Annotated in this window: 18 protein-coding genes; 8 read left to right on the forward strand and 10 right to left on the reverse strand. The window is 68.5% G+C overall.

Features of this window, described 5'->3' with window-relative positions; all coding sequences use genetic code 11:
- Positions 1-50 precede the first annotated feature (50 nt).
- The 5 genes from ACLQ28_RS23965 to ACLQ28_RS23985 all read left to right on the forward strand — a co-directional run bounded on the left by ACLQ28_RS23965 (position 51) and on the right by ACLQ28_RS23985 (position 4,177).
- Positions 51-545, forward strand: coding sequence for a hypothetical protein (locus ACLQ28_RS23965; protein ID WP_425688514.1), 495 nt, complete (start codon positions 51-53; stop codon positions 543-545).
- 169 nt (positions 546-714) lie between these two features.
- Entirely contained in the window at positions 715-1,632 is a 918-nt protein-coding gene (gene pdxS / locus ACLQ28_RS23970; RefSeq protein ID WP_425688515.1) for a pyridoxal 5'-phosphate synthase lyase subunit PdxS, read from the forward strand.
- Positions 1,633-1,642: 10 nt separating this feature from the next.
- Positions 1,643-2,248, forward strand: a complete 606-nt coding sequence (gene pdxT / locus ACLQ28_RS23975) for a pyridoxal 5'-phosphate synthase glutaminase subunit PdxT (RefSeq protein WP_425688516.1) — start codon at positions 1,643-1,645, stop codon at positions 2,246-2,248.
- A gap of 389 nt (positions 2,249-2,637) precedes the next feature.
- Positions 2,638-3,390, forward strand: coding sequence for a YebC/PmpR family DNA-binding transcriptional regulator (locus ACLQ28_RS23980; RefSeq protein ID WP_357111269.1), 753 nt, complete (start codon positions 2,638-2,640; stop codon positions 3,388-3,390).
- A gap of 166 nt (positions 3,391-3,556) precedes the next feature.
- A complete protein-coding gene (locus ACLQ28_RS23985) occupies positions 3,557-4,177 on the forward strand; it encodes a DUF402 domain-containing protein (protein ID WP_425688517.1) in 621 nt (206 codons plus the stop codon).
- A gap of 79 nt (positions 4,178-4,256) precedes the next feature.
- On the opposite strand, the gene ACLQ28_RS23990 is transcribed toward ACLQ28_RS23985, so the two are convergent.
- The 7 genes from ACLQ28_RS23990 to ACLQ28_RS24020 form a co-directional block, all read right to left on the reverse strand.
- Positions 4,257-5,318: an ABC transporter permease gene (locus ACLQ28_RS23990; RefSeq protein WP_425688518.1), complete on the reverse strand. Its 1,062-nt coding sequence runs from the start codon at positions 5,316-5,318 to the stop codon at positions 4,257-4,259.
- Positions 5,315-6,208, reverse strand: a complete 894-nt coding sequence (locus tag ACLQ28_RS23995; RefSeq protein WP_425688519.1) for an ABC transporter ATP-binding protein — start codon at positions 6,206-6,208, stop codon at positions 5,315-5,317. The genes ACLQ28_RS23990 and ACLQ28_RS23995 overlap by 4 nt, the downstream gene beginning before the upstream one ends.
- Before the next feature lie 81 nt (positions 6,209-6,289).
- Positions 6,290-6,988, reverse strand: coding sequence for a response regulator (locus ACLQ28_RS24000; RefSeq protein ID WP_425688520.1), 699 nt, complete (start codon positions 6,986-6,988; stop codon positions 6,290-6,292).
- A complete protein-coding gene (locus tag ACLQ28_RS24005; protein ID WP_425688521.1) occupies positions 6,985-8,262 on the reverse strand; it encodes a sensor histidine kinase in 1,278 nt (425 codons plus the stop codon). The genes ACLQ28_RS24000 and ACLQ28_RS24005 overlap by 4 nt, the downstream gene beginning before the upstream one ends.
- A gap of 119 nt (positions 8,263-8,381) precedes the next feature.
- Entirely contained in the window at positions 8,382-9,329 is a 948-nt protein-coding gene (locus ACLQ28_RS24010) for a permease prefix domain 1-containing protein (RefSeq protein ID WP_425688522.1), read from the reverse strand.
- Entirely contained in the window at positions 9,326-9,667 is a 342-nt protein-coding gene (locus ACLQ28_RS24015; protein WP_110564981.1) for a PadR family transcriptional regulator, read from the reverse strand. The genes ACLQ28_RS24010 and ACLQ28_RS24015 overlap by 4 nt, the downstream gene beginning before the upstream one ends.
- A 129-nt stretch (positions 9,668-9,796) precedes the next feature.
- Entirely contained in the window at positions 9,797-10,402 is a 606-nt protein-coding gene (locus ACLQ28_RS24020) for a hypothetical protein (RefSeq protein ID WP_425688523.1), read from the reverse strand.
- Between the two features lie 133 nt (positions 10,403-10,535).
- Between ACLQ28_RS24020 and ACLQ28_RS24025 the strand changes: the two genes are divergently transcribed.
- Positions 10,536-11,918 carry a serine/threonine-protein kinase gene (locus ACLQ28_RS24025; protein WP_425688524.1) on the forward strand — a complete coding sequence of 461 codons (1,383 nt, stop codon included), beginning with the start codon at positions 10,536-10,538 and terminating at the stop codon, positions 11,916-11,918.
- Between the two features lie 70 nt (positions 11,919-11,988).
- Here the strand turns inward: ACLQ28_RS24025 and ACLQ28_RS24030 are convergent, their stop codons facing one another.
- From ACLQ28_RS24030 to ACLQ28_RS24040, 3 genes are all read right to left on the reverse strand, one after another.
- Entirely contained in the window at positions 11,989-12,591 is a 603-nt protein-coding gene (locus ACLQ28_RS24030) for a hypothetical protein (protein ID WP_425688525.1), read from the reverse strand.
- Positions 12,588-13,127 (reverse strand): RNA polymerase sigma factor, encoded by a 540-nt coding sequence (locus ACLQ28_RS24035; RefSeq protein WP_425688526.1) that lies wholly within the window; start codon positions 13,125-13,127, stop codon positions 12,588-12,590. Before ACLQ28_RS24035 ends, ACLQ28_RS24030 begins: the two co-directional genes overlap by 4 nt.
- 102 nt (positions 13,128-13,229) lie before the next feature.
- Positions 13,230-13,850 (reverse strand): L-threonylcarbamoyladenylate synthase, encoded by a 621-nt coding sequence (locus ACLQ28_RS24040; protein ID WP_425688527.1) that lies wholly within the window; start codon positions 13,848-13,850, stop codon positions 13,230-13,232.
- A gap of 1,143 nt (positions 13,851-14,993) precedes the next feature.
- Between ACLQ28_RS24040 and ACLQ28_RS24045 the strand changes: the two genes are divergently transcribed.
- Together ACLQ28_RS24045 and ACLQ28_RS24050 are read left to right on the forward strand one after the other, a co-directional pair.
- Complete coding sequence (locus ACLQ28_RS24045) at positions 14,994-18,431, forward strand: LamG domain-containing protein (protein ID WP_425688528.1); 3,438 nt, start codon at positions 14,994-14,996, stop codon at positions 18,429-18,431.
- Between the two features lie 112 nt (positions 18,432-18,543).
- Positions 18,544-25,572 (forward strand): RHS repeat-associated core domain-containing protein, encoded by a 7,029-nt coding sequence (locus ACLQ28_RS24050; RefSeq protein WP_425688529.1) that lies wholly within the window; start codon positions 18,544-18,546, stop codon positions 25,570-25,572.
- Positions 25,573-26,181 lie beyond the last annotated feature (609 nt).

Consider the following 26,181-nt stretch of genomic DNA (forward strand, 5'->3'; position numbering starts at 1 on the left):
GTGGCCGCGCTTAACTGAAGGCGAAACGGAGCAGCACTACGATGCGGCACATGTGGTGGGTGGTGGCCGCGAGCGTGGTCCTGGGGCTGGTCGCGGCGTACCTCATCTGGACGGCCGGCCGGGTGGAGCGGCTGCAGGGCCGCGCGGAGCTGGCGGCCCGGGCCCTCGATGCCCACCTGCTGCGCCGGGCTGCGGCGGCCGCCGTGTTGGCGGAGCGGCGCTTCGGCGTGGAGCTGTACGCGGCGGCGCGGATCGCCCTGGACGCCAGCCCGGATGAGCGGGAGGCGGCGGAGAACGACCTCACCCGGCAGTTGCGTGCCGTCCAGTTGGATGCGGGCGATCCGGACTGCGGGGCGGTCATCGCCGCCAGTCGTCGGCTCGCCCTGTCCCGGCAGGTGCACACCGACCTGGTCCGGGATGCCCGCTCGGCGCGTAGCCGGCCGTTGGTGCGGTTGTTGCGGATGGGGCGGGGCCGGGAGTGGCCGCGCTACTTCGACATCGACGATCCGACCCTCGCCGTCCCGGCGGACGTCCCCGCGACCTGACCTGTCGCCGTGCGCCGGCTCCTGGAGCCACCGCGGAACGGCCGTGGGGGGCCGGTGATCAGGGCCACAGTGCAGGCCACCGGGGGTCTGATTGGCTGTCGGTGTGGCGTTGACCTGCGCGTAGCATTTTCGCTGCCACTCCCAGAGCACATCCAAGGAGCGATGACCCGTGCCCGAAAACACCGCCTCGAACTCCGGTACCGCCCCCGTCGTCGGCACCGCCCGCGTGAAGCGTGGCATGGCCGAGATGCTCAAGGGCGGCGTGATCATGGACGTGGTCAACGCCGAGCAGGCCAAGATTGCTGAGGACGCCGGCGCTGTCGCGGTGATGGCCCTGGAGCGGGTGCCCGCCGACATCCGCGCACAGGGTGGGGTGTCCCGGATGAGCGACCCCGACATGATCGACGGGATCATCGAGGCGGTCTCCATCCCGGTGATGGCCAAGGCCCGCATCGGCCACTTCGTGGAGGCGCAGATCCTCCAGTCGCTGGGCGTGGACTACGTCGACGAGTCCGAGGTGCTGACCCCGGCCGACTATGCGAACCACATCGACAAGTGGGCGTTCACGGTGCCCTTCGTCTGTGGCGCGACCAACCTGGGCGAGGCGCTGCGGCGGATCACCGAGGGCGCGGCCATGATCCGCTCCAAGGGGGAGGCGGGCACCGGTGACGTCTCCAACGCCACCACCCACATGCGCAAGATCCGCCAGGAGATCCGTCGGCTGTCCTCGTTGCCGGCCGACGAGCTGTTCGTCGCGGCCAAGGAGCTGCAGGCCCCGTACGAGCTGGTGAAGGAGGTCGCCGAGAGCGGCAAGCTCCCGGTGGTGCTGTTCACCGCCGGCGGCATCGCCACCCCGGCCGACGCGGCGATGATGATGCAACTCGGCGCCGAGGGTGTCTTCGTCGGCTCCGGCATCTTCAAGGCGGGCAACCCGGCTCAGCGGGCAGCCGCGATCGTCAAGGCCACCACCTTCCACGACGACCCGGACGTGCTGGCGAAGGTTTCCCGCGGTCTCGGCGAGGCCATGGTCGGCATCAACGTCGACGAGATCCCGCAGCCGCACCGCCTGGCCGAGCGCGGCTGGTGAGGTGAGGACCATGGCCGTACCCGTGATTGGTGTGCTCGCACTTCAGGGGGACGTCCGCGAGCACGTCGCCGCGTTGGCGGCGGCGGGCGCGGACGCCCGCCCGGTCCGCCGTCCGGCAGAGCTGGACGCGGTGGACGGCCTGGTCGTTCCCGGCGGCGAGTCCACCACCATCAGCAAACTCACCGACATCTTCGAGATGCGCGAGCCGATCGACAAGCGGATCGCCGACGGCATGCCGGTCTACGGCTCCTGCGCCGGCATGATCATGCTGGCGACCGAGGTGCTCGACGGCCGACCCGACCAGCGGGGCTTCTCCGGCATCGACATGACCGTGCGGCGCAACGCGTTCGGCCGTCAGGTCGACTCCTTCGAGGCGCCGGTGACCATCACCGGGGTGCCGGGTGAGCCGTTCCACGCGGTGTTCATCCGGGCCCCGTGGGTCGAGCGGGTCGGTGCCGGCGTCGAGGTGATCGGTTCGGTGACCGGTGGCCCGGCCGCTGACCGGATCGTGGCGGTCCGGCAGGGCAACCTGCTGGCCACCTCGTTCCACCCGGAGCTGACCGGTGACCTGCGCGTGCACGCGTACTTCGTGGATCTGGTCCGCACCGTCTCCTGACGGTGCGGACAGCTGGCGACAGCGGGCAGCTGCCCCGGGCAGCGGTCCGCCGTCGTGCGGCGGCCGCGAGGCGGAGCTGTCCACGATGCTCGCCGAGGTCGTGACCTGCTCGCGGGCGTTGCGTCCGGTGGGCCGGGCGCTGCTGAGGTCGTAGCCGGTCCAGGGGGATTTTCGTCCCGTCTGCCCTGGTCCGGGCGGGTGGGACGGAACCGCCATGCGCGGTGCATGACAGCGACCCGGGGGACGTCGGTAGGATTGCGGAGATTCGGCAGGGCCATCTGCCCGCCACGGCTTCCACCAGGGCTGACCGGCACCTCCGCGTGCGCCGGCGGAAGCGGGGCGTGAGCGGTGCGGTCGATGCAGACGGCGGGTAGCAACGGAGGTAGAAGATGTCCGGCCACTCAAAGTGGGCGACGACCAAGCACAAGAAGGCCGTCATCGACGCCAAGCGCGGCAAGATGTTCGCCAAGCTGATCAAGAACGTCGAAGTGGCCGCGCGGACCGGTGGCGGCGACCCCTCCGGCAACCCGACGCTCTTCGACGCCATTCAGAAGGCGAAGAAGAGCTCGGTGCCGAACGACAACATCGATCGCGCCGTCAAGCGTGGCTCCGGCCTGGAGGCCGGCGGCGCTGACTGGCAGACGATCATGTATGAGGGGTATGGCCCGAACGGGGTTGCCATGCTCATCGAATGCCTCACCGACAACCGCAATCGGGCGGCGACCGAGGTGCGTACCGCGCTGACCCGCAATGGTGGCTCGCTCGCCGATGCCGGCTCGGTGTCGTACATGTTCTCCCGCAAGGGCGTGGTGATCGTGCCCAAGGAGGGCACCAGCGAGGACGACGTGATGCTGGCTGTCCTCGACGCCGGTGCCGAGGAGGTCAACGACCTCGGTGAGGCGTACGAGGTGGTCTCCGAGCCGACCGACCTGATCGGAGTGCGGACGGCGTTGCAGGACGCCGGCATCGAGTACGAGTCGGCCGAGTCCTCTCTCATTCCCAGCATGAACATCCCGCTGGACGAAGAGGGCGCGCGCAAGATCTTCAAGCTGATCGACGTCCTGGAAGACTGCGACGACGTGCAGAACGTCTACGCCAACTTCGACATCTCCGACGACGTGATGGCGGCGGTCGACGCCTAAAGGCCGCACCACCCCAACTCACCGCGATCTTGCACTTTCTGCACCGACGAAACGGTTGTAGCCGACATTTCGTCGACCCAAAGTGCAAGATCGCGGCGGTAGGTGGGTGCGAGCCGGTGCCCTGCGGGCCCGTGGGCGCCCGGGGCGGCGAACGAGGAGGGTGAGAGTGGGGGCACGGCTGTTTGCACCGGGTGACGTGGTTGTTCGGCGCGAGGTTTTGCGCGGCGAGGTGTGGTTCGGCTGCCCGACGATCTGCGTCGAGGATTCGCCCGACCTGCTCGCCCTCTACCTCCCGCCCGGGGCCGAGTTCGGTTTCCCGGAGAACGGCGTCTTCCCGTGTGGGCGGCACCCGTGGGAAACCGCAGGCCACCGCTCCTGGTCGGGGCACGGCAAGCTGATGCTGCAACGCCCCGGCGAGGCACACTCGGTCGACGTGTTCTGGACCGGCCCGGGCCGCGAGTTCGACGGGTGGTATTTCAACCTCCAGGACCCGTTGCGGCGTACGCCGATCGGGGTGGACACCCTGGACCACGAGCTGGACCTGTGGTGGGGTGCGGACGCCGACCGGTACGTCTGGAAGGACGTGGAGTTGTTCGCCCAGCGCCTCGTCGAGGGGCGCTACCCGGGTATGGGCGACGCGATCCAGGCCGAGGGTGACCGGATCGCGGCGCTGCTCGACGCGGGGGAGCGCTGGTGGGACCCGGCGTGGGCCAAGTGGCAGCCCGAGCCGGCCTGGTCGGTGCCTACGCTGCCGACCGGTTGGGACCAGGTGCCGCCGGCCCGCTGAGCAGCCAGCACCGGTGTACGGCAGCGCGGGCGTCGGCGTCCGATGAGGACTCCGACGCCCGCGTGGGCGAACCATCGGCTCAGCCGATCGTCTCCCGCTCCCGCCAGGCGGTACGCAGGGAGGTCCGGCCGTTGGTGCGCAGCAGCGACCCCTCGTACACCCGGGCTCCGGCGACCAGGAACGCACCGGCGGCGAGCAGCAGGATGGCCAGCGAGACGAACGGCTCCCAGCCGGCCGCGTCACCGTTGAACAGCCGCAGCGGCATGGCCGTGGGCGACGAGAACGGCACGTAGGACAGCACCCGCATCGCGGTGTCGTTGTCGTTCAGGAAGATCACCGCGAAGAACGGCAGCGTGACGGCGAGCTGCACCGGCGTCGATACGGCGGCGATGTCCTCCTGCCGGTTGGCCAGGGCACCGGCCGCCGCCCACATCGCGGCGAGCAGCACGAAGCCGAGCAGGAAGAACGGCACGAACCAGCCGATCGCCGGGGCGAGCAGGGTGAGGAGGCCACCGCTGTCGCCGATCTGCATGCCGACCACCGCCACCACCGCGATGAGCGCGATCTGCGCGAACGCCAGGATGGCGCCGGCCACCACCTTGCCGGCCAACAACGCTCGGACCGGCACGGCGGCGACCAGGATCTCCACGATCCGGGTCTGCTTCTCCTCGATGACGCTCTGCGCGATCTGCAAACCGAAGGTCTGCGAGGTGATGAAGAAGACGAACGCGAAGACGAACGGCACCAGGAACGCCACCACCGGGTCGACCGCGTCCGGGTCGAGCAACTGCACCGGCGGCGAGCTGCTCAGCGCCTGGACCACGTCGGTGGGGGACTCGTCCATCGCGAGAACCTTCGGACCGGAGACCACCGCCGCGTCCACGTCACCGTCGCGGACGGCCTGCTCGGCGGCTCGGTCGTCGGCCACCACGCGGACGTCGAGTCCGGCGTCCCGCAGCGGCCCAGCTGCCTCCTGGGTGACGGCCACAGTGTCCGGACTGCCGGAGAACAGCGGCGGCAGGATGGTGCCCGCCGCCGCGATCAGCAGGAAGAAGAGCGTGCCAAACAGAAACGTACGGTCGCGGATCTTGACCCGGATCTCGCGTTCGGCGACCAGCCGGGTGGCCTGGGTGACGTTCACTGGGTGACCTCTCGGAAGATCTCGGTGAGCGAGGGGCTGATCGGGCGGAAGGCGCGGACCGGGCCACGGGCGAGGGCCGCCCGCAGCACGGGCTGTTCGTCGGCGCCGGCCGGCAGGTCGAAGACCACACGCTCGCCGTCCAACTCGACCAGGGTCACCCCGGGGTGGTCGCGTACCCAACCGGCGTCGCCCGCCACCACCAGCTCGTAGCGGGGCACGGTGTAGGAGTCGCGCAGTTGCTGCCGGCTGCCGGCGGCCCGGATCGCACCGTCGGCGATGATGACCAGGTCGTCGCAGAGGCGCTCCACGACGTCGAGCTGGTGGCTGGAGAAGAGCACCGGCGCTCCGGCCGAGGCTCTTTCCCGCAGCACGGTGACGACGGTGTCGACAGCGAGGGGGTCGAGGCCGGAGAACGGCTCGTCGAGCACCAGCACCTCGGGGTCGTGCACCAGCGCGGCCGCGATCTGGGCGCGCTGCTGGTTGCCCAGCGACAGCGTCTCCAGCAGGTCGTCGCCGCGCTCACCGAGCCCGACCCGTTCCAGCAGCGTGTCGGTGGCACGTCGTGCCGCGGGGGCGTCCATGCCGTGCAGCCGGCCCAGGTAGGTCACCTGTTCCCGGGTGGTCATCTTGGGGTAGAGGCCCCGCTCCTCCGGCATGTAGCCGAAGCGTCGGCGGTCCTGCGGGGTCAGCAACGTGTCACCCCAGCGCACCTCGCCGGCGTCGGGGGCGAGCACACCCAGGATGATCCGCATGGTGGTGGTCTTGCCGGCGCCGTTGGCGCCCACGAAGCCGGTCATCCGGCCGGAGGCCACCTCGAAGGAAACGTCCTTGAGTACCTGCCGGTCGCCGAAGCTGCGTTCGACGCCGTCGAGGCGAAGCGTTCTGGTCACGCACTCACGCTAGATCAAATACCGCGGACTGCCGTCCGTCCGACGGTTGAGCGGGTGGGTCCACCTCGCGACGGATGCCGGTCACCCGCCGGGTCGGACCACCCCGTTCTCGTACGCGAACACCACCGCCTGCACCCGGTCTCGCAGGCCGAGTTTGGCCAGCACCCGGCTCACGTGCGTCTTCACCGTCGCCTCGCCCAGGTGGATGGTCGCGGCGATCTCCGCGTTGCTCGCGCCGGAGGCGAGCAGCATCAGCACCTCTCGTTCGCGCGTGGTCAGCTCACCCAGCGCGGCCTCGGCGTCCGGCCCGCGGTGTGCGGTGCCTGCCGGGTCTCCGGGGCGGGCGAACGTGGAGATCACTCGTCGGGTGATCTCCGGGGCGAGCAGGCCGTCGCCCCTGGCCAGCACCCGGATCGCCTCGATGAGCTCCTCAGGTGTGCCGTTCTTGAGCAGGAAGCCGCTGGCCCCGGCCCGCAGCGCGGCGAACAGGTAGTCGTCGCGGTCGAAGGTCGTGAGGATCAGCACCGCGGGTGCACCCGGCCCGTCGGCGGTGATCTGCCGGGTGGCCTCCAGGCCGTCCATCCCGGGCATCTCCACATCCATGAGTACGACGTCGGGGCGGGTGACGCGGGTCATGGTGACGGCACGTTCGCCGTCGGCGGCCTCGCCGACCACCTCGATGTCGTCCTCCACCTCGAGGATGACCCGGAAGCCGGTACGGACGAGATGTTGGTCGTCGGCGAGCAGCACCCGGATCGGCGCCGCCGGTGTGGTGCTCATGCCGATTGCCCGGCACGGACCGGCAGCGGGAAGCGGGCGCGTACGCGCCAACCGCCGCCGGCACGCGGCCCGGTCTCCAGGTCGCCATCGTGCGCGGTGACCCGTTCGCGCATCCCGATCAGGCCCATTCCGGCGGCGTTGGCTTTGCCACCGCCCCGTCCGTCGTCGGTCACGTCGACCTCCACCTCCTGAGCCAGGTATCGAACCCGTACGTCCAGCATGTCCGCCCCGGCGTGCTTCAGGGTGTTGGTGACCGCCTCCTGCGTCACCCGGTAGGCCGCCTGCGAGACCGATTCGGGCAGCGCGACCGTGTCGCCGTACACCCCGAGGGTTGCTGTCAGGCCCGCGGCCCGGGCCCGTTCGACAAGCTCGCCGATTCGTTCGACGCCGCCGGCGGCCGGCGCTTCGGCGTTGGCCTTCTCGGAGGTCCGCAGCACGCCCAGCATTCGACGTAGCTCGTCCACGGCGGTGCGGGCGCTCTGCTCGATGGCGGCGAGTGCGGTGCGGGCCTTGTCTGGGTCGCGGTCGAACACCCGGCGGCAGGCGGACGCCTGCACCCCCATGACCGACACGTGGTGGGCGACCACGTCGTGCAACTCCCGGGCGATCCGGACCCGTTCGCCGAGCACCGCACGTTCCCGGGATTCGGCCTGCGAACTGCGCAGGTCCTCGGCCTGGGCCTGCAGCTCGTGCTCGCGCCGCGCGGCCACCCAGGCGGTCTCGCCGAAGAAGTACGCGAAACCGAAGACCAGAACATTGACCAGTACGCCGTTGACCATCGCGGCGAGCACCGGTGGCACCGGCCCGGCCGCGTCGGCGAAGGCGTCGGGCGGAATGTGGTCGATCGTCACCGCGTAGTAGACCCCCAGCCAGGCGAACATCGTGGCGATCACGCTGATCCGCAGCCGGCGGGCGAGTTGATGGTCCTGCCCCCAGGCGCCGACGGTGTAGAGGGCGCAGAACAGTGCCCAGGAGGAGAATTGGGTCTCCGGTGCCGATCGTGCCTGCGAAGCGATGAACACCATCGAGACGATCAGCAGGGTGGTGGCCGGTCGGTGCCGCCGCCAGATCAGCGGCAGGGTCACCGCGACGGTCCACAACAGTTGTTCCGGCCCGGACGGCGGCGGACCCAGCAGGAACGCCCCGGTGCTGTGGGCCAGGGTGAGGCTCACCAGTGCCAGTCCGGTCATCCCCAGCCCGATCCACAGGTCGTTGCGGCGCTGCTCCGCCGTTGGACCCGGGCGGCGCCAGTCCCCTTGCTGTGCCTCGGTCATCCGAGAACGATGCCACGTCCCCGGCCAGGCATTTCCAGCGGGCGGCTCGGTGCTGACGCCGCCCAACGGGCGAGCGGCCCGGCGCGGGGTACGCGCCGGGCCGCCCTGTCGGGAATCGCTCACGCCGTCTGGCGCCGGGTCTTGATCGCGGTGTCGACCAGGTCCCAGACCACGACCGCGGCCGCGCCCAGCGCGAGGGCCAGACCGAGGTCGTTGCGGTTGTCCGCCTCTGCCAGCCAGCTCAGGCGCACGCCCAGGGCCGGGTTGAGCAGCCGGTCGGAGAGCGCCAGCCAGGCCAGCGGCACCGCGAACGCCAGGTTGAGCAGCACCTTGGTGCCGAACAGGGCCCAGGTCCAGCGTCCGATCCGGTACTTGACGACCTCGAAGATCACGCTGGCGACCAGCACGACGATCAGCGCCGGCAGCCAGAAGTTCCACAGAGCCGGGTCGAGCATCGGAATGTTGTCGCCGTTGGTGGCCTGCACCCAGGAGTAGAAGTGCTGCAGGGCGATGTACCCGATGGTCACCACGAGCATGACCACCGACGCGATGGTGTCGGCGAGGGGAATGCGCCGGTGAACTGGTGCGTCGGGCAGCTGGTCGACGGTCCAATCTGGCAGGTCCATGGGCGTTTGGGAGCGCTCGATGAGGGCGAAGACCAGGGTGAGCCAGAAGGAGATGTGCACTGTCACGTGCAGGGCGATGACGACGCCCGTCCCGATGGCCGCGAAGCCCTTGCCCTCGGCGGCCGCGACGATGGCGACGATTGTGCCGGCGAGCGCCGGGATGAAGCTGAGCAGCAGCTTCAACAACCGCAGCCAGACCAGGTAGTAGGTCGGGCCGATGAGCTGCAACCGGCGGTCGGCGTACTGGGCGGCCAGCAGGTCGGGGTTGCCCAGTTCGGTGAGCACCTCCCGTTCGGCGGTGGTGGCGTCCTGGCCGCCGCCGGTCCGGTCCTCGATCATGTCCTCGATCGAGGCGCGCAGCTCGGTGGCGATCTCGTCCCGGCGCTGGGCGGGCACCGATCGCAGGGTGGCGGCGAGGTAGCGGTTGGTCAGGGTGTTCATCGGTCCACTCCTTGGATCAGCCCGGTGATGGAGGTCTGCACGGCGGCGAGGTCGTCGAGGAGCCGGCTCAGCATCGACTCGCCCTCGTCGCTGGTCCGGTAGAACTTGCGCGGTCGGCTCTCCTCGGTGTTCCACTCGCTGGTCAGCAGGCCCTGGTCCTCCAGGCGGCGCAGCAGCGGGTAGAGCGTGTTGGCGTCCACCGGAAAGCCGTGGTCGGTGAGCCGTTGCAGCAGTGCGTAGCCGTAGTCCGGTCGCCGCAGCGCGACCAGGCTGGCTACCACGACGGTGCCTCGACGCAGCTCCTGTAGGTGCGTCCGTAGAACGTCCTCGCTAACCATGTGTCACACCATACTGTGTGCCACACAGTGTTGTCTACACCGACATCATCGTGTTGCTCGCAGACCCTGTGCGACGGACAGCATTCGGGGCGCCCGGTACGGACCGGACGCCCCGACGTCTGACGCTGATCAGCAGGTCGCGCCCACGCGGAAGTTCCGCTCGACGAAGGCGGCCGGCCCGACCTCGAAGAAACCCACGCCCGGACGGATCGGGTGCCCGGTGAACAACTCCACCCGCGAGCCGACCCGCACGAGGTACGCCTCGGCGTCCCCCGCGTCGTTGCGGATCAGCGAGCCCCGCCGGCCGTAGATCGCCTCCAGCTCGGCGAAGGACATGCCGACCGTGGCCCCGGCGGGGGAGCGGGGCGGCGCGGTGGCCGTACCCACCGCCACCAGCCAACCGTCGCGGAACGCCAGCATGAGCACGCCGGCCCAGGAGCCGGTCGCGCCGGCGTGCACCACCCCGCCACAGCCCGGCGCCACCCAGTCGATGCGCCCCGCCGCGGTGAGCGCCGCCAGACTGACGCCGATCCGGTACGCCCCGACGCCCTGGACGCTGAGCACCTGCGGGTGGCTGTGCCCGACGAGGGTGGCGGTGGCGAGCGGGCCGCGCGCCGTGGCGGGGGCGGTGCCGCCAGTGGGAGAAGCCGCCGAGGCGGGGCCGGCGGTGGCCAGCGGGACGAGCGTGCTGAGCGCCAGCGCGGCGGTGGTGAGGAGGATCGACGGACGGTTCATGGTGCGCTCCTTCGGTGACGGGTCTCTGCCCTGTTAGTCACCGCGCCCGGGCCAGCGGTTCGTCGGGTTTCCGATCGGGTCGGTCTACTGTGCAGAGGGTTACCAACCGACGGCGCTGGCCGGGGGTGAGACGGTGACGGCTCCGCAGCGGATCGGGCCCTACGCCATCGAACGGCTGCTGGGCGTCGGTTCGTTCGCAACGGTCTGGCTGGGCTACGACCCGGTGCTCGACGCGCACGTGGCGATCAAGGTGCTGGCCGAGAACTGGAGCCACGACCTGCGGGTCCGGGAACGCTTCCGCGACGAGGCCCGGCTGCTGCGACGGCTGGAGCATGAGCGGTTGGTTCGGGTGCACGCCGTCGGTGAGCTGCCCGACGGCCGGCCGTACTCGGTGCTGGCCTGGGCGGACGGGGGGAGTCTGCGGGACAGGTTGGCTGCCCGCCCGATGTCCGGCCCGACGGCCCTGCGCCTGCTCGGCGAGGTCTGCGCGGGCGTGACCGTGCTGCACCGGCACGGCGTCGTGCACCGCGATCTCACCCCGGGCAACATCCTCTTCCACTCCGACGGCGACCGTCCGGGCACCGAACGGGTGCTGATCGCCGACCTCGGTCTGGCCAAGGCGCTCGCCGCCGCGTCCGGCCTCACCGCCCGGGCCGGGACCCCCGGCTACATGGCGCCGGAGCAGGACGACCCGGGCGCGGTGATCGACACCCGCGCCGACGTGTACGGCCTCGGTCGGCTCGGGATCCGTCTGCTCGCTGCGGATCCGGTGCGCCTCGGTACCGACCCGCCCCGATCGGTGGGCGCCCTCCGGCTGCGCGACGGCGTACCGGTGGGGGTGGCGGCGGTGCTCATCCGGGCCACCGCCCATCAGCCGGCCGATCGCTATCCGGACGCCGCCGCGCTGCACGCCGCGCTGGACCGGGCCGCCAACCCCGTACGGCAGCAGCCGGCGGCCCGTCACCCGTACCGGTTGCCGCTGGCCGGGGTGGCCGTCCTGGCCGTCGCCGTGCTGGGTGGCGCGGGCGCCGAGCCGGGCGGCACCGGCTCCGGAAGGCCCGGCGGTGGCACGTACACCGCCGGGCCGCTGACCGTGACGTTGCCGGACGGCTGGTCGGCCGCCGGTGCGACGTGGGCCGGTCAGTACGGCGTCGACGGCGAGGCGGAACCGGCGCTGGTGATGTCGCCGCAGCCCCGCCGCTGGGCCGCCGACCCCCGGGTGCCCGGCGCGTTCGTCGGCTTCTCCGCCACTACGGCGGCGCGCACCACGCCCGCCGGGTTCCTGGCCGAGCGCACGCACGGTGACTGCACGTCCGCGCCGGCCCGCACCATTCGGCAGGCGGGCGTCGAGTGGACCGTGGTGGCGTACCGCTGCGACCGGGGTCGGCCGCGGATCGTCGAGTCGGCCGGGCGGCATCCCGACCGCGACGCTCTTCTCTACGTGCAGATCGTGCCACCGGTGGACGGCGGACCCGACTTCGTGGACACGCTGCTCGCCGGCGTGCGGGTGCGGTGACGGCCGTGGCTGCGGTGACGGCTGTGGGTGCGGTGACGGCCGTGGGTGCGGTGACGGCCGGGACGCCCGGTCACGAATCGGTGGACTGGCGGACCACCACCGTGATGGTGTGCGACCGGTCCTGCTGCGGGATCGTGACGTCGACGGTGCCGGGGCGGACGAACCGGATGTCCACCACTCCGGCCTCGTACTGCTGCGACACCAGCTCCGGGCGGTCCACGGTGACCAGGCCGGGGCCGATGCCCTGGATCCGCAGCACCGCGCCGGTGGCGAAGCAGAGGGATCGCAGCAGCTCAAGCTCGGTCTCGGCCAGCGGCAGGTCGTAGCGGACGGCACCCTGGCAGCTCGTGGTCGGCCCGGTCGGCGTGGTCGTCGCGGGGGCTGGTCGCTGCGGCGTACTCCTGGTGCGGGTTGGTGCGGGCGGTGCCGCGATCGGACGCCCGCTGGTCGACGGGGGTCGGGACGGCGACCCGGTGGGCTCGGTGGGCGAGGGGGTCGCGGGGGTTGCGGGGGCTGCGGAGAGGGTCGGCGGCGGACTGGACGGACCGGGCGGTTGCGCGGGCAGCGGCGCGACCGCGTCGGTGCCGCAGGCGGCCACCGCAACGACAGCCACGAGGACGACGACACCGGCGCAGAGCCGGCGGAGCACGGGGCGCTGCGCGGCGTGGCTCATCCGGTGCCGAGGCGTTGCCGGACCTGCCGTCGGGCCAGGTGCAGCCGGGACTTCACCGTGCCCACCGGCACGTCGAGCAGTGCGGCGATCTCGGGATAGCTCAGCCCGAGCACGTCGCGCAGTGCCACCACCTCGGCGAGGTCGGGGCGGACGGCGTCGAAGGCGTCGAGCAGGTCGAGGCGGGTGCCTGCGACCACGCTGGTCCGGCGCGGGTCGGCCTGGTCGGGCAGCGGTACGCCGCCGGCCTCCAGCCGCCAGCGGCGGCGCAGCGTGCGGTACGTCGAGCGGGCCCGGTTGGCGGTCAGCCGGTGCAGCCAGGTGCGGAACGAGGAACGCCCCTCGAATCGGGTGATGCCGCTGGCCAGTGCCATCAGCGTGTCCTGGCAGGCCTCCTCGGCGTCCTCCCTGCTGGGTAGGAACCGTGCGCACAGGCGCAGCACCTCGGGGCGGACCGCGAGCAGTAGGGCGTCCAGTGCTGCCGGGTCGCCGCGCGCGGCGGACCGGGCCAGGGCGTCGATGTCGTCCGCGTCGGGCATGCCGGGTGTCCAATGCTCGCCGGTGCCGATCCTCAAGCGTACGACCGGCGACGTCGACGCGGCCCGCTACGGTCCGGCACCCGACCGGAGCCGGCCGGCGGCCTACTCGAAGCGGGACACGTCTCCGGCGCCCCGGCGCAGGATCTCCGGCTCGGGCCCGGACAGGTCGATCACCGTCGTCGGCTCCTTGCCGCAGTCGCCGGCGTCGAGCACCGCGTCGAGCTGGTGGTCGAGGCGTTCCTTGATCTCCCACCCCTGGGTCATCGGCTCGTCGTCACCGGGTAGGACGAGGGTGCTGGACACCAGCGGCTCGGCCAGCTCGGCCAGCAGCGCCTGGGTGACGGTGTGCCGGGGCACGCGGACGCCGACGGTGCGCTTCTTGGGGTGCAACATCCGCCGCGGCACCTCACGGGTGGCCGGCAGGATGAAGGTGTAACTGCCCGGGGTGGACGCCTTCACCAGGCGGAAGACCGAGTTGCTGATCTGGACGAACTGGCCGAGCTGGGCGAAGTCGCTGCAGACCAGGGTGAAGTGATGCCGATCGTCGAGGTGGCGGATCTGGCGGATCCGGTCCAGCCCGTCCTGGTTGCCCAACTGGACACCGAGCGCGTAGCAGGAGTCGGTGGGGTAGGCGACCAGCCCGCCACCGCGGATCAGGTCGGCGACCTGGCCGATGATCCGGGGTTGTGGGTTCTCCGGGTGCACGTCGTAGTACCTCGCCATGCCCCGAGCCTAGGCTCATCCGCAGGCGTTGAGGAGACGAGGGCCTGGGCAGGGGCTGGTGGGAGGGTTGCCAGACGCGATCGCCGTCCGCCAAGGAGATCGTCGGTATTCAGGCGTCCCCGATGAGCAAGCGCCGGCGGGGCACGGCGGATTCATTTGTTGCGAACGTAGCCCTGCACAAGTGCGTTCAATAATTCGGCGAGCTGATTTGGTGCGGTGAATTGGTTCGCCCGGCCATTGTCCGGAACGTGATTCGAGAATCGCGGAAGGTGACGGCTCTGCGCTGCGGCCACCCGCCCCGGCCGGTCTTGTTCGTGGTGACGGTGGGTGCCGGTGGGCTGAAAACACCCTGTTCAGGCCCTTTTCAGGGATTACCCAAAGTAGCGCTTAGTGGTGCGGTTGACACGACCCGTCATCGGTCCCTACCTTCATCCCACTTGGAGGACGGGGGAGGGCGACGTGCGAGGTCACGTTGTGCGGAAAGGCATCTACCAGCGGCTTAGGCCCGCTGGCGATGATCAGGTTAGGTGGGGTGTGAGCCGTCGGGCTTCGTCGTTATCCCTCGGGCGGACCGGCAAGCGGCCATTCCACTGAGTTTTTCGGCGGTGGTGCGCCCGACTCTGCTCGGCAGCGTTGCCATTCAAAACGCCTCAAATTTCGAAGATGCCGTGGTCCGCTCGTGTCGAAAAGACGCGACTCAACCACATAACCGTTTGACTGTCCCGACGCGCGGACCGGTGTCGTCGGCAGTCCAGCCGCCGTCCAGGGCGGCCTCTACCCCATGCCTTCGGGCAGTTCTCTCGGTGGGCGAGCCCTGCGGCGAGTCTCAACACTTTGGCTCAGGAGAATTCGAGTGCAAGAACCGCGCACAGCCGCTGTCGCCCCGTGGCGCCGGCTGGGGATCACGGCGGTGGCCTGCGGAGATTCTCTCCCTCGCCAATGAGGTGTAGCGCTCCCTGAAGGAACCGCTCCGGGGTCGGCCGCGCGCCGTTGCCGGCCCCGGAGAGGGCCCTTTGAGCAATCTCTGAAACCTTAGGACAGGAGACCGCAGTGACGTTTTCTCGTGCGCGCACCCGCGCCCGATCACGAAAATGGGGATGTGCGCTCGTAGCGGCGGCAATCGCCCTGGCTGGCGTCGCACCCATGCCGCAACGAGTGGAAGCCGGACCGGCGCAACCCGGGCCGAGCGGCGGGCCGGTGGCCGCCGAGCTCTCCGAATCCGAGGCTCTCGCCGCCGCCAAGCACACCGGTCGTACCGTCGAGGTGACGAGGCTGAAGTCAGAGAACTCGCGAGTCCTGGCGTCCCCGCACGGATCCCTGGTCCTGGAGTCATACCCTGTTCCGCAGTGGGTGAACCGGCGGGACGGGACGGGCTGGCGCACCATCGACACCTCGCTGCGGCAGGCGCCGGACGGTTCTGTCACGCCGGTGGCCACGCTGGCGGACGTCTCGTTCTCCGCCGGTGGCACGGCTGCGGTGGTACACCTTCCGGTTGACGGAGGGGAGGTGTCCCTCACCTGGCCAGGCTCGCTGCCGCGGCCCCGGATCGAGGCCGACACCGCGGTCTACGAGTCGGTGTTGCCCGACGTCGACCTGCGAATGCGGGCCCTGTCCGACGGTTTCAGCTGGGTGCTCGTGGTGAAGTCGGCCAGCGCGGCGGCGAACCCCGCGTTGGAGACCCTGCGGTTCCGCCTCGACACTCCCGGTCTGTCGAAGAGGGACCGTGCCGGCGGTGGCTTCCAGGTCGTCAACGGCTCGGGGCATGAGGTGCTCTCCGCCGGCAACGCGTTGATGTGGGACTCATCCGGCCTCACGGCGGAGGCCCAGGCGAAGAACAGCAAGGCCTTGGCGGCCTTCGCGGCGCAGGAGAAGCACGACGCGCTGCGGACGGTGCCGGACCGGGCGCGCAAGGCCGAGCTGGCGACCGACGTGCGGGACGGGGACCTCGTCATCCGTCCGGATCTCACGCTGCTTCGCGGCAAGAACACCGTGTACCCGGTGGCCATCGACCCGTGGACAACAGTCAACAAGGCGCTGTGGGGATATGCCGGCTCGACGAACGCGACCCGAGACGACGGGGTGGCCCGGGTGGGCAGGAACCCGGACGGCTCCGGGAATTTCCGCTCGTTCTTCCGGTTCAACCTCTCGGCGCTGTCGGGCAAGACGATCCGGTCGGCCAAGTTCCTGACCGAGATGACCCACTCCTATTCGTGTGGCTCCACGCCGGTGAACCTCTACCGGACCGACGAACTGGGCGGCTCCGGCAAACAGACGTGGGACGGCCCGAACCTCATCGCCTGGTTGGAGGAGCGGTCCGGCCACGCACACAAGCCGCCGGCTACGCCGAGCTGCTCGAACGACCCGCAGCCGGACCTGCCGATGGAGTTCTCGAAGCTGACGGAAGACGTCTCCAAGAACCGCGGGAACGCCAAGTACACCCTGGCCCTGGCCGCCCGGCAGGCCGACGGTACGTCGGAATCCGAGTCGACCTGGTGGAAGAAGTTCGACCCGGCGCTTACCAAGCTGTCGGTCGAGTACAACACCAACCCGAACACCCCGACTGCGGCCCAATTGTCCACCCACGGGGACTACACGGCCGCGGCCCAGGCGTGCGTGACCGGCGCGACCCGCCCGATGGTGCGGTCGGACTACCCGTGGCTGAAGGCGACCCTGAGCGATCCCGACGGCAGTAATGGCGGCAGCCTGTCCGGTGTGTTCACACTGCAGAAGCAGGTGAACGGCACCTGGACCACGGCGACGGGCTTTCCCAAGTCCGATGCCGGGGTCGCCCCGGGGGCCAAGGCCGAGGTGCAGCTGACCACCAAGACCGCCAGCGGTGACGTGTACCGCTGGCAGGTGCAGACCAAGGACGGTCTCGATGGCATTTCGGGCCAGTCGCCCTGGTGCGAGTTCTACGTCGACTACGCCGCGCCCACGTCGAGGCCGAAGGTGACGCCGGAAGACGCGCTCTACCTGGAGTCGCCGCCGCTGGGCACGAACCAGGACGTGCACGGCTCGGTCGGCTACTCCGGACGGTTCACCTTCTCTGCCAACGGTGCCGCCGACGTCTACGACTACCTCTATCGGATCGATGGCGGTGCCGAGCAGGTGGTGAGGGCGGCGACGTTGGGTGGCACGGCCACGGTCTGGGTCACACCGAACTCGATCGGCGAAAACGTACTGAGCGTCAAGAGCCGCGACCAGGCGGGCAACACCACCGACGCGTACGACTACGTCTTCCTCGTCGACAGCCCCTCGGCACCGAAGGCACACTGGGCGATCGACGAGGGCACCGGCACGACCCTGACGAACAAGGTCGACGGCGGGCAGTCAGCCACGCTGACCCCCAACCCCTCGTGGTCCGACTCCCGCCTGCGCGGCGCGCACCGCAGCCGGGGCAAGGACTGGGCGGTCAAGTTCCGCGGCGCCTCGGACTACGCCAGCACCTCCAGCTCGGTGATCGACACCACGCGCAGCTTCTCGGTCTCCGCCTGGGTCCGGGCCGATGCCGCGGGCGGCATCGTCGTCTCGCAACCGGGCACGAACAAGAGCCCCTTCGAGTTGCAGTACTTCCCCGCGAAGCAGCGTTGGTGCTTCGTCACCTACGGATCCGACTACGCGAGCGGGGGCGCGACCCCGGCGCCTGCCTGCTCGCCCGACCCCGTCCAGGTGGGCATCTGGACGCACCTCACGGGCGTCTACGACGCCGGCGCGACCAACCAGCTGAGCCTGTACGTCAATGGTGTCCTGAAGGGCACGGGTTCCACCCCGCCGGTCTGGTCCTCGAGCGGCCCGCTGATGATCGGCGTCGGCCGTGCCGGGCCCCTCACCGGTTGGTTCAACGGCCTCGTCGGCGAGGTTCGGGTGTGGGACCGCGTCGTCGACCCGGACATCGACCTGCGGCCGCTGGTCGAGCCCGTGCTCGTCGGGCAGTGGGAGATGGAGGACTACGACTACGACGCACCACGGCAGGAAGCCGACGGCTCCGGCTATCAGCGCCCGCTCACCCTGACCGACGCTCCGTCGGCCGACTGGTCGGCCGACGCGGGCTACAACTTCTCCAGCGGCCTCGCCGTGGACGGGCTCTCCGGCCACGCGGCCACCGAATCACCGGTGCTCCGCACCGACCAGTCGTACACCGTTTCCGCGTGGGTGCGCTGGAACGGCGGGCTAGGCCCTCGTACGGTCGTGGCTCAGGACGGAAACACGCTCTCCGGCTTCTATCTGACCTGTCGCAACGACTCATCCGGCCGTCCCAGATGGTCACTGATGACGATAACGCTCGACGCGATCGCAGGCTCGGTCCGAACCGCGTTCGGCAGTGACTGCGTCGCGAACAAGTGGACCCATCTCACCGCGGTCCAGGACGTCAACGCGCAGAAGCAGAGCCTCTACGTCGACGGCCAGTTGGCGGGCACCGTCAATGCCCCGACGCCGTGGAGCGCCGAGGGCGCCTTCACCGTCGGCCGCGCGAAGTACGGAGTGCTCGCGGATCACTTCCCCGGCGACATCGACCGGGTCCGTGCCTGGCAGGGCGTCCTCTCCGACGCCGATATCGCGGCGCTGTTCGCGGAGGCGTAACCGCAGCCGGATGGTCGGGGTGGCGCGGCGTCGCCCTCCACCCCGACCCACCCTCTGTCCACCACGCCGCACAACCCCCTGGCGGCGTGTTGTCACCCCTGGAAAGGAAACGATGAACAGGGTCAGATCCAGTCGAGCAAGCCGCTTCCGGCAGCCCAGATCGACTTTCGGCGCCGCGAATGCGAGGGGCCGGAAGGCCATCGCCGCCGGCCTGCTCGCGGTGCTCGCCAGCACGCTCGTCGGGCAGGTGCCCGCACAGGCACAGCAGGTCGCCGAGGCCAAGCGACTCGAGGCGCAGCGCTACAAGTCCGTACCCGTGCAGCCCGTCAAGCCCACCACCCCCAGCCCGGACGCCGAGGAATCGGCAGCAAAGGTCAAGCGGCCGCCACCGGTGTGGCCCACGGCCGGATTCGCCGATGTCAACCTGACGAGCGTCGCCACCGGTGCACGATTGCAGGCGGGCGCGGCGGTACGCGCAGGTGTGCTACCGGTGACGGTTCGCCCGGTGGTGGCAGAGGCTTCGCGATCTGCGGCGTCCGCGCCTGGCAAGGTGCGGGTCGAGCTGTTGCCCAAGGCAAAGGCCGAAGCCTCTGGCATCAATGGTCTGTTGCTGCGAGTCGCGCGCACCGACGGCGTCACGTCCGCGGGTCCCGTCGAGGTGAGTATCGATTACGCGAGCTTCGCCTCGGCATACGGCGCGGACTGGTCCTCCCGGCTCCGGCTGGTTCAGCTGCCGGAGTGTGCCCTGACGTCGCCCGCAGCCAAGGGCTGCGAGCCGGTGCCTCTGGATTCGCGCAACGATGTTCGCGCCGGGACGGTGTCGGCAGCGGTGTCGGCGCCAGCGGAGCGGAGGGCGAGCAGCTCGGCTGCCGCAGTCTCCGGCACGCTCTTCGCAGCGACGAGTGGTCCGTCCGGCGGCTCGGGCGACTTCACCGCGTCCAGCCTGGCACCCTCGTCAACGTGGAGTCACGGGGGCTCCTCCGGAGGTTTCCAGTGGTCGTACCCGATGCGGACGCCGCCGGGTCCGGGCGGACCCGTGCCAAGTCTCGGTCTCGGTTACTCCTCCCAGTCCGTGGATGGCCGGCAGGCAGCCACCAACAACCAGCCGGGAGCCATCGGTGAGGGCTTTGACTACTCGCCTGGTTTCATCGAGCGGCAGTACAAGGCGTGCGCCGACGACATGGACGACACGGCCAACAACACCACCAAGACCGGCGACCTCTGCTGGGGCCCGGAGAACGCGGTGCTCTCGCTGAACGGTTCGTCTGTCGAGCTGCTCAAGGGCAGCGACGGGAGGTGGCACCCACGCCGTGAGGACGGCTCGAAGGTCGAGCTGCTGACCTCTCCGGCCTACGCCAATGGTGACGACAACGACGAGTACTGGAAGGTCACCAGCGCCAACGGTACCCAGTACTGGTTCGGTCGGCACCGGCTCCCTGGATGGTCGACGGACCGGCCGACGACCGACTCGGTCCTGACGGTCCCGGTCTTTGGCAACAACCCCGGCGAGCCCTGCCACGCGGCCACCTTCGCGGCTTCGGAATGCGGTGGTAAGCGTCAGGCATGGCGGTGGAACCTGGACTATGTCCAGGACGTGCACGGCAACACCATGTCGTTGTGGTGGCAGAAGGAGTCGAACTACTACTCCAAGAACATGGCGACGGGAGCCCCGGTCGTCTACGACCGCGCGGGTTACCTGAAGCGGATCGATTACGGCACGGACAACCGAGACAACAACGAGTACGCGGCGAACAGCCCGTACATCGAGAACGTTCCCGGCCGGGTGGAGTTCACGACGCCGGATCGCTGCCTTGAGAACTGCACGACGAAGAATGCCACCACCTGGCCGGACACCCCCTGGGACCAGGAGTGCACTTCCACCACCAATCCCTGTCTGAACGTCTCTCCGACCTTCTGGTCGGCGAAGCGGACGACGGTGGTGACCACCAGCGCATGGAAGGCCGCGACGTCGTCGTATCAGCTTGCGGATTCGTGGACGTTCAGGCAGAGCTTTCCCGACCCTGGTGACGGCACTCGCGCCGGGCTGTGGCTTGAGGGCATCACCCACCGGGGCCTGAACGGCACGACCGTGACAGCCCCCGAAGTGACCTTCGAGGGCAAGCAGATGCAAAACCGGGTCGACGCTTCCGGCAGCGACTGGGCACTCGCCATGAATTGGCGACGAGTCAATTCGATCAAGCTGGAAACCGGCGGCGAGATCTACGTGACCTACACCGATCCAGAGTGCGTCAGAGGCGGCACCATGCCAACCGCCTTGGACGACAACTCCTTGCGGTGCTATCCGGTCATCTGGACGCCTCCGGGTCGGACCGAACCGGTGACGGACTACTTCCACAAGTATGTGGTGACCGAGGTCCAGCAGATCGACCACACCGGTGGCGCCCGACCCCTACGCACCGTCTACGAGTACCCCAATCCCACCAAAGAGCCTCTGTGGCACTACGCCGAGGACGATGGGATTGCACCCGACAAACGCAAGAGTTGGTCGCAGTGGCGCGGCTACCCCAAGGTCATCACCTACAGCGGTGAGGGCGCGGAACGCATGAAGTCCGAGACCCTCTACTTCCGAGGAATGTACGGCGACAAGCTCGACGGTGGCGGGACCCGCACCACGCAGGTCGAAGGTCTTGAGGGCGGCCCGGCGAACGACTACGACCACTATGCCGGTACTCCGCGGGAGTCGATCACCTGGCTCGGGTCGACCGTGCTGGCAGCCTCGGTAAACGACATGTGGCGCTCAAACCCGGCCTCGGCCACCCGGGCCGGCACGCCGGTCGCGGAGTCCCGATACTCCCGCGTGCAGGCCGTCCGCAGCAGAGCTGCGACGGACACGGGCGTGCGACGGAAGACCTCGACGACCACCTTCGATGCCTACGGCATGCCGACCTTCGTCGAGGACAGCGGCGACGGCGACAAGCGCTGTGTGCAGACCGAGTACGTTCGCAATACCAACAACTGGCTGCTGACGCCAGTCAAGCGCATCAACGGCTGGACGGGCACCTGCGCCACGGCGCCCACCACCGAGAAGCAGATCACCGGAGACGTTCGGTTCAGTTACGACTCCCTCGCCTATGGCCTGGCCCCTACCGTAGGGTTGCTCACGGCCACGGAGACGATCACGGGCCTTACCAGCGGGACCCGTGCCTACCAGCAGGTGTCCACGGCGACGTATGACGCGCTGGGCCGGGTGAAGTCGTCGACGGATATCGCCGGCGAGACCACCACCACCACGTACACCCCGACCACTGGTGGACCGCTCACCCAGGTAAAGACCGAGAACCCGTTGAGCTGGGTCGACACCGTCGACCTTGATCCTGTGCTCGGCGCTCCGGTCAAGCGCACAGATCTGAACGACCGCGTCACCGAATACGACTACGACGCCATGGGTCGCAATACAGCAGTCTGGCTGCCGGACCGGTTGAGGGCGAACTTCCCAACGGACCCGTCAACCAGCTACAGCTACAACCTGCTGAACACTGCACCATCCTTCATCACGACGCGTTCGCTCAATGCGAAGGGCGGATACAACACCTCGCACGCCATCCTCGACGCATTGGGCCGAGCGCGTCAGACCCAGGAGCCGGCGTACGGCGGTGGCCGCATCCTGACGGACACCTTCTACGACGCGGCCGGTCGGATCTACAAGGCTAACTCCGCCTATTACAACAAAGACGCGGTAACCACGACGCTGTACTCCGGTTTGGACCGGGACGTGCCGAGCCAGACGCGGACCCTGTACGACGCTGCGGGCCGGCAGACGCACTCACTGCTACTCGCATCAGAGTCGAGTGTCCAGGTCGAGAAGGCGCGTACCTCCACCACCTATTACGGCGACCACACCACGATCGAGCCGCCCCTGGGCCAAGCTGCGACCACGGTATGGACTGACGCCGAGGGACGGACGGACAAGCTGTGGCAGTACCACGGACGTACCGCGACCGGCACTTACGACGAAACCAGCTACACCTACCATCCCGGCGGTCAGCTTGCGACCGTCAAGGACGCGGCCGGTAACGCATGGTCCTACGACTATGACATCCAAGGTCGGCTGATCTCATCCACGGATCCGGATCAGGGTGCGGCGCGACTGCAGTACAACTCCAAGGGCGACCTGGAAAAGACTACCGACTCCCGAACGGACACTCCCGATCTCTACTACAACTACGACCGGCTCGGTCGACTCCTGACCCTCCGGGAGGGGAGCCTTACCGGCAACAAGCGCATCGAATACACCTACGACTCCCCGGCCAAGGGGCTGACCAAGTCTGCCTCGCGATGGGTGGGCTCGGACGAGTACCGCAGTGAGACGGTAACGGTCGATGCGTTGTACCGACCGAAGCAGACAAAGCTCACTCTTCCGTCCTCACAGGCCGGCTTCTGCGGCATCGGTGCCGTGACGTGCAGCTTCACGTCGAAGGCCACCTATATGCAAGATGGATCACCCAACACGGTCACGCTGCCGGCCGCGGGTGGGCTTAGCGAAGAAGTGCTGACCTACAAGTACGACTCGACGTACGCCATGACCGACCAGCTCGCGACGGACTACGGCGACGTCAGCTACTACGCCATCCAGTCCGGATACACCAACCTCTACGAGCTGAGCACGATCACGCGGGCCAGCGCGTTGACGGGCGCGAAGTTCGTCCAGTCGCGAGACTGGTACGACGAGAGTACCGGCCGGGTCGCAGGCAGCTCGGTGGTCCGATCGACGTCTCCCTCGTACATCGCCAACTCGTCCTACGATTACGACGCCAGCGGCAACCTAATCAAGATCGACGACAACTCGGGTGCCCGGCCACGGGACACACAGTGCTTCTCGTACGACCACCAGCGCCGGCTCACTGCCGCGTGGACGCCAAAGTCCTACGACTGCGTCGCCAAGCCGCAGGCGGAAGCGGAGTTGGGCGGCCCGGCGCCGTACTGGCAGGAGTGGTCGTTCGGTGCGCCGGATGACCCGAAGGGTCGCGTGGGAAACCGGCTGACCCAGACCGAGCGAGGGACGCCAACCGGCACGGTGACCACCAGCTACTCCTACCCGTCGGCGGGCGCGGTGCGGCCGCATGCTTTGGACGGTTGGAGCCGCAGCGACGACACCGGGACGACAACGGGGTCGTACACCTACGACGACGCAGGCAATACGAAGACGCGGCCTGGCCCATCCGGGCAACAGACGCTCAACTGGGACGTCGAGGGGCACCTCACCTCGCTGGCCGACAGCGCAGGCAACAACACGTACATCTACGACGCCGACGGGAACCGGCTGATCTCTACCGATTCCGCAGGCAGCAGCACGCTCTTCCTGGGCGACCAGGAGGTGCGCCGGAATGGGACCACCGGGCAGGTAGATGCCACGCGTTACTACTCCTTCAATGGGGAGACGATCGCTCAGCGGACCGTGACCGGGATCAGCTGGCTGGCGAGCGATTACCAGGGGACCTCGCAGATCAGTGTTGGCACGGACGCTAACCAGACAATCACGCAACGTCGCCAGACTCCGTACGGGGCGCCACGAGGCGCCTCTGTCGCATGGCCGAACAAGCAGGGGTTCCTGGGTGGCTACCAGGACCCGACCGGCTTGACCCATCTCGGCGCCCGAGAGTATGACCCGACGATCGGTCGGTTCATCTCCGTGGACCCGATCAACGATCCCGGTAACCCGCAACAGTTGCCGGCGTACACGTACGCCGCCAACAACCCCGTGACGTACAGCGACCCCAGCGGAAGCATCATCCCGGAGTACACCCTGCCCTCGGCGACGCCGGGTCTGGGTCTCTGCGGATTCATGGGTGTCAGCGGTTATGCCTGCCAGAACCTGATCGAGGGGACCACGGGGAAGGGCGAGGGGGAGCCGTCTCCCAGCAGCGGCGGCAGTGGCATGCCGCACAAGGGCAAGTCGCAGCGGGCGCATGAAAGCCTGGATGCTTGCGGCTTCCTGGTCATCGGCCTCGGCGGGGTCTGCGACGGCGTGAACGCCGGCCTCTACATCAAGGAGGGACAGTATGTAAACGCGGCGGTCTCGACGGTTTCTGTGGTACCCGTCCTCGACTGGTCTTGTAAAATCGGTCATTGGTGCAAGAAAGCCATCGGGTGGGTTGGGGATAAAGCCAAAGCTCTTGTAGCCAAGGCGCCCATCGGAGGTACGCCTAAGATCAACCCGGCCGCCGAGGCCGCAGAGATGAAGGCACTCAAGGACGAGATCCGCAATACGGTCAAGAACCCCCCGGCGCCCAGAACCCCCAAGCCGCCGGCGAAGGATCCCGCGCCAGTAACGAAGGGTAAGACTGGCGGGAGTAACGGGGGTGGTGCTCCGACCGCCAAGGGCGGGTGCCCGACGCACAGTTTCGACCCTTCGACGCCGGTCGAGATGGCGGACGGCAGCGAGCGACCTATCGCAGACATCGTTGTAGGCGACAAGGTACTCGCGCACGATCCGGAGACGGGCGTCAACAGCGCACAGACGGTCGAGCAGCTCCACGTCAATCAGGACGAGGCGCTGACGGACCTGTCCGTCCGGACCGAGGATGGCAAGTTCACCACCCTCAAGACCACGCAGCATCACCCGTTCTGGAGTGCGAGCCGGAACACGTGGGTTGACGCGGGGGACCTCCAGCCGACCGAGTGGCTGATGACCGCGACTGGTGACCTGGTAAGCGTGGCCAAGGTCCACAACTTCCAGGGTTCCAGGACGATGCGGGACCTCACGGTCTCCGTAGTCCACACGTACTATGTGGTAGCCGGCACCACCCCGGTTCTTGTTCACAACTGTGGGGACGCCGCAAAACACAGCGTGGATAACTTGGCCGACTCCCTCGGAGATGACGTTTTCTTTCATTACACGGATGAGGCCGGACACGCCACCATCATGGGAGGTGGGGTGGTGAAGGCCAACTCGAAGGGCGTTAGCTACTTTACGCAGGACATGGTGAAGTCCGGCGATGCCAACAATGTTCTGTTCGCAGGCAACCCGCGGTATGCGGGTCGCGGTTCCCACGTAATTGGATTCCGTATCTCTCCCGATAGGCTCGGGCCAGGTGTTCAGCCGAACGAGTTGGTGCATCAGGGCTCATTCAGGTTCACGCCAGATGATGTCATTTATCACGGACCGAACCCCTTCGGTTAGGAGCAACAGTGCTGCAAGTTGACGACTACCAGGAACTCCTTGCTCTCAACCGGGCTCTAATGGAGGTTAGGTACCTCGCGCGCGATGTAGACGATGCCACACGGGGAAGCTCCTTTCTTAGTGACTTGCATGAGCGCGTTATCAAAGAAATAAAGGTAAGTCTGAGGGCGTCTGGGCGAGATGGGGAAGTTGCCCACTGGGAGCATTGGGAGGATTTTTCGAGCCGAAAAATCGAGCCTCCGCTAATAGCGGACTATCTGGTACAGGACTGGGCGCAACTGCCGTCTTCCGAAGTCAAGCGGGAGGTCGTGATAAATCAGCTCCGCCCATTCAAGTTCAGCGCAGAGGATGTTCAGCGTATGGTGCAGGAGCTTGATCGGCGGGCGTCGGAAGAGGCGCCTGAATAGAGCCGAGAGTCGTAACGTGCGCGTCACGGCCCGTAGGGATTCGGCTGCGCTGTGCGCCGGAGGGCGCCGGGGTCTACCCGCGTTGCTGTCATGACTGATGTCATGCGTTCGCAAGCATGCGCATCTATCGATGATTGTGCGGTGGCGCGCCGCGTAGCGGTGCGGCGTCGATCCCCGGACCACTCGTCGAGGTTGGTTGGTG

Source organism: Micromonospora sp. DT201 (assembly GCF_049841575.1).
Taxonomy (GTDB): domain Bacteria; phylum Actinomycetota; class Actinomycetes; order Mycobacteriales; family Micromonosporaceae; genus Micromonospora.

Bases quoted from the DNA above. Each gene is read 5' to 3' on its own strand.
- ACLQ28_RS23965 (WP_425688514.1), top strand. From the start codon at position 51: ATGTGGTGGGTGGTGGCCGCGAGCGTGGTCCTGGGGCTGGTCGCGGCG.
- pdxT (WP_425688516.1), top strand. From the start codon at position 1,643: ATGGCCGTACCCGTGATTGGTGTGCTCGCACTTCAGGGGGACGTCCGC.
- ACLQ28_RS23980 (WP_357111269.1), top strand. From the start codon at position 2,638: ATGTCCGGCCACTCAAAGTGGGCGACGACCAAGCACAAGAAGGCCGTC.
- ACLQ28_RS24000 (WP_425688520.1), bottom strand. From the start codon at position 6,988: ATGAGCACCACACCGGCGGCGCCGATCCGGGTGCTGCTCGCCGACGAC.
- ACLQ28_RS24005 (WP_425688521.1), bottom strand. From the start codon at position 8,262: ATGACCGAGGCACAGCAAGGGGACTGGCGCCGCCCGGGTCCAACGGCG.
- ACLQ28_RS24010 (WP_425688522.1), bottom strand. From the start codon at position 9,329: ATGAACACCCTGACCAACCGCTACCTCGCCGCCACCCTGCGATCGGTG.
- ACLQ28_RS24015 (WP_110564981.1), bottom strand. From the start codon at position 9,667: ATGGTTAGCGAGGACGTTCTACGGACGCACCTACAGGAGCTGCGTCGA.
- ACLQ28_RS24020 (WP_425688523.1), bottom strand. From the start codon at position 10,402: ATGAACCGTCCGTCGATCCTCCTCACCACCGCCGCGCTGGCGCTCAGC.
- ACLQ28_RS24030 (WP_425688525.1), bottom strand. From the start codon at position 12,591: ATGAGCCACGCCGCGCAGCGCCCCGTGCTCCGCCGGCTCTGCGCCGGT.
- ACLQ28_RS24035 (WP_425688526.1), bottom strand. From the start codon at position 13,127: ATGCCCGACGCGGACGACATCGACGCCCTGGCCCGGTCCGCCGCGCGC.
- ACLQ28_RS24040 (WP_425688527.1), bottom strand. From the start codon at position 13,850: ATGGCGAGGTACTACGACGTGCACCCGGAGAACCCACAACCCCGGATC.
- ACLQ28_RS24045 (WP_425688528.1), top strand. From the start codon at position 14,994: ATGCCGCAACGAGTGGAAGCCGGACCGGCGCAACCCGGGCCGAGCGGC.
- ACLQ28_RS24050 (WP_425688529.1), top strand. From the start codon at position 18,544: ATGAACAGGGTCAGATCCAGTCGAGCAAGCCGCTTCCGGCAGCCCAGA.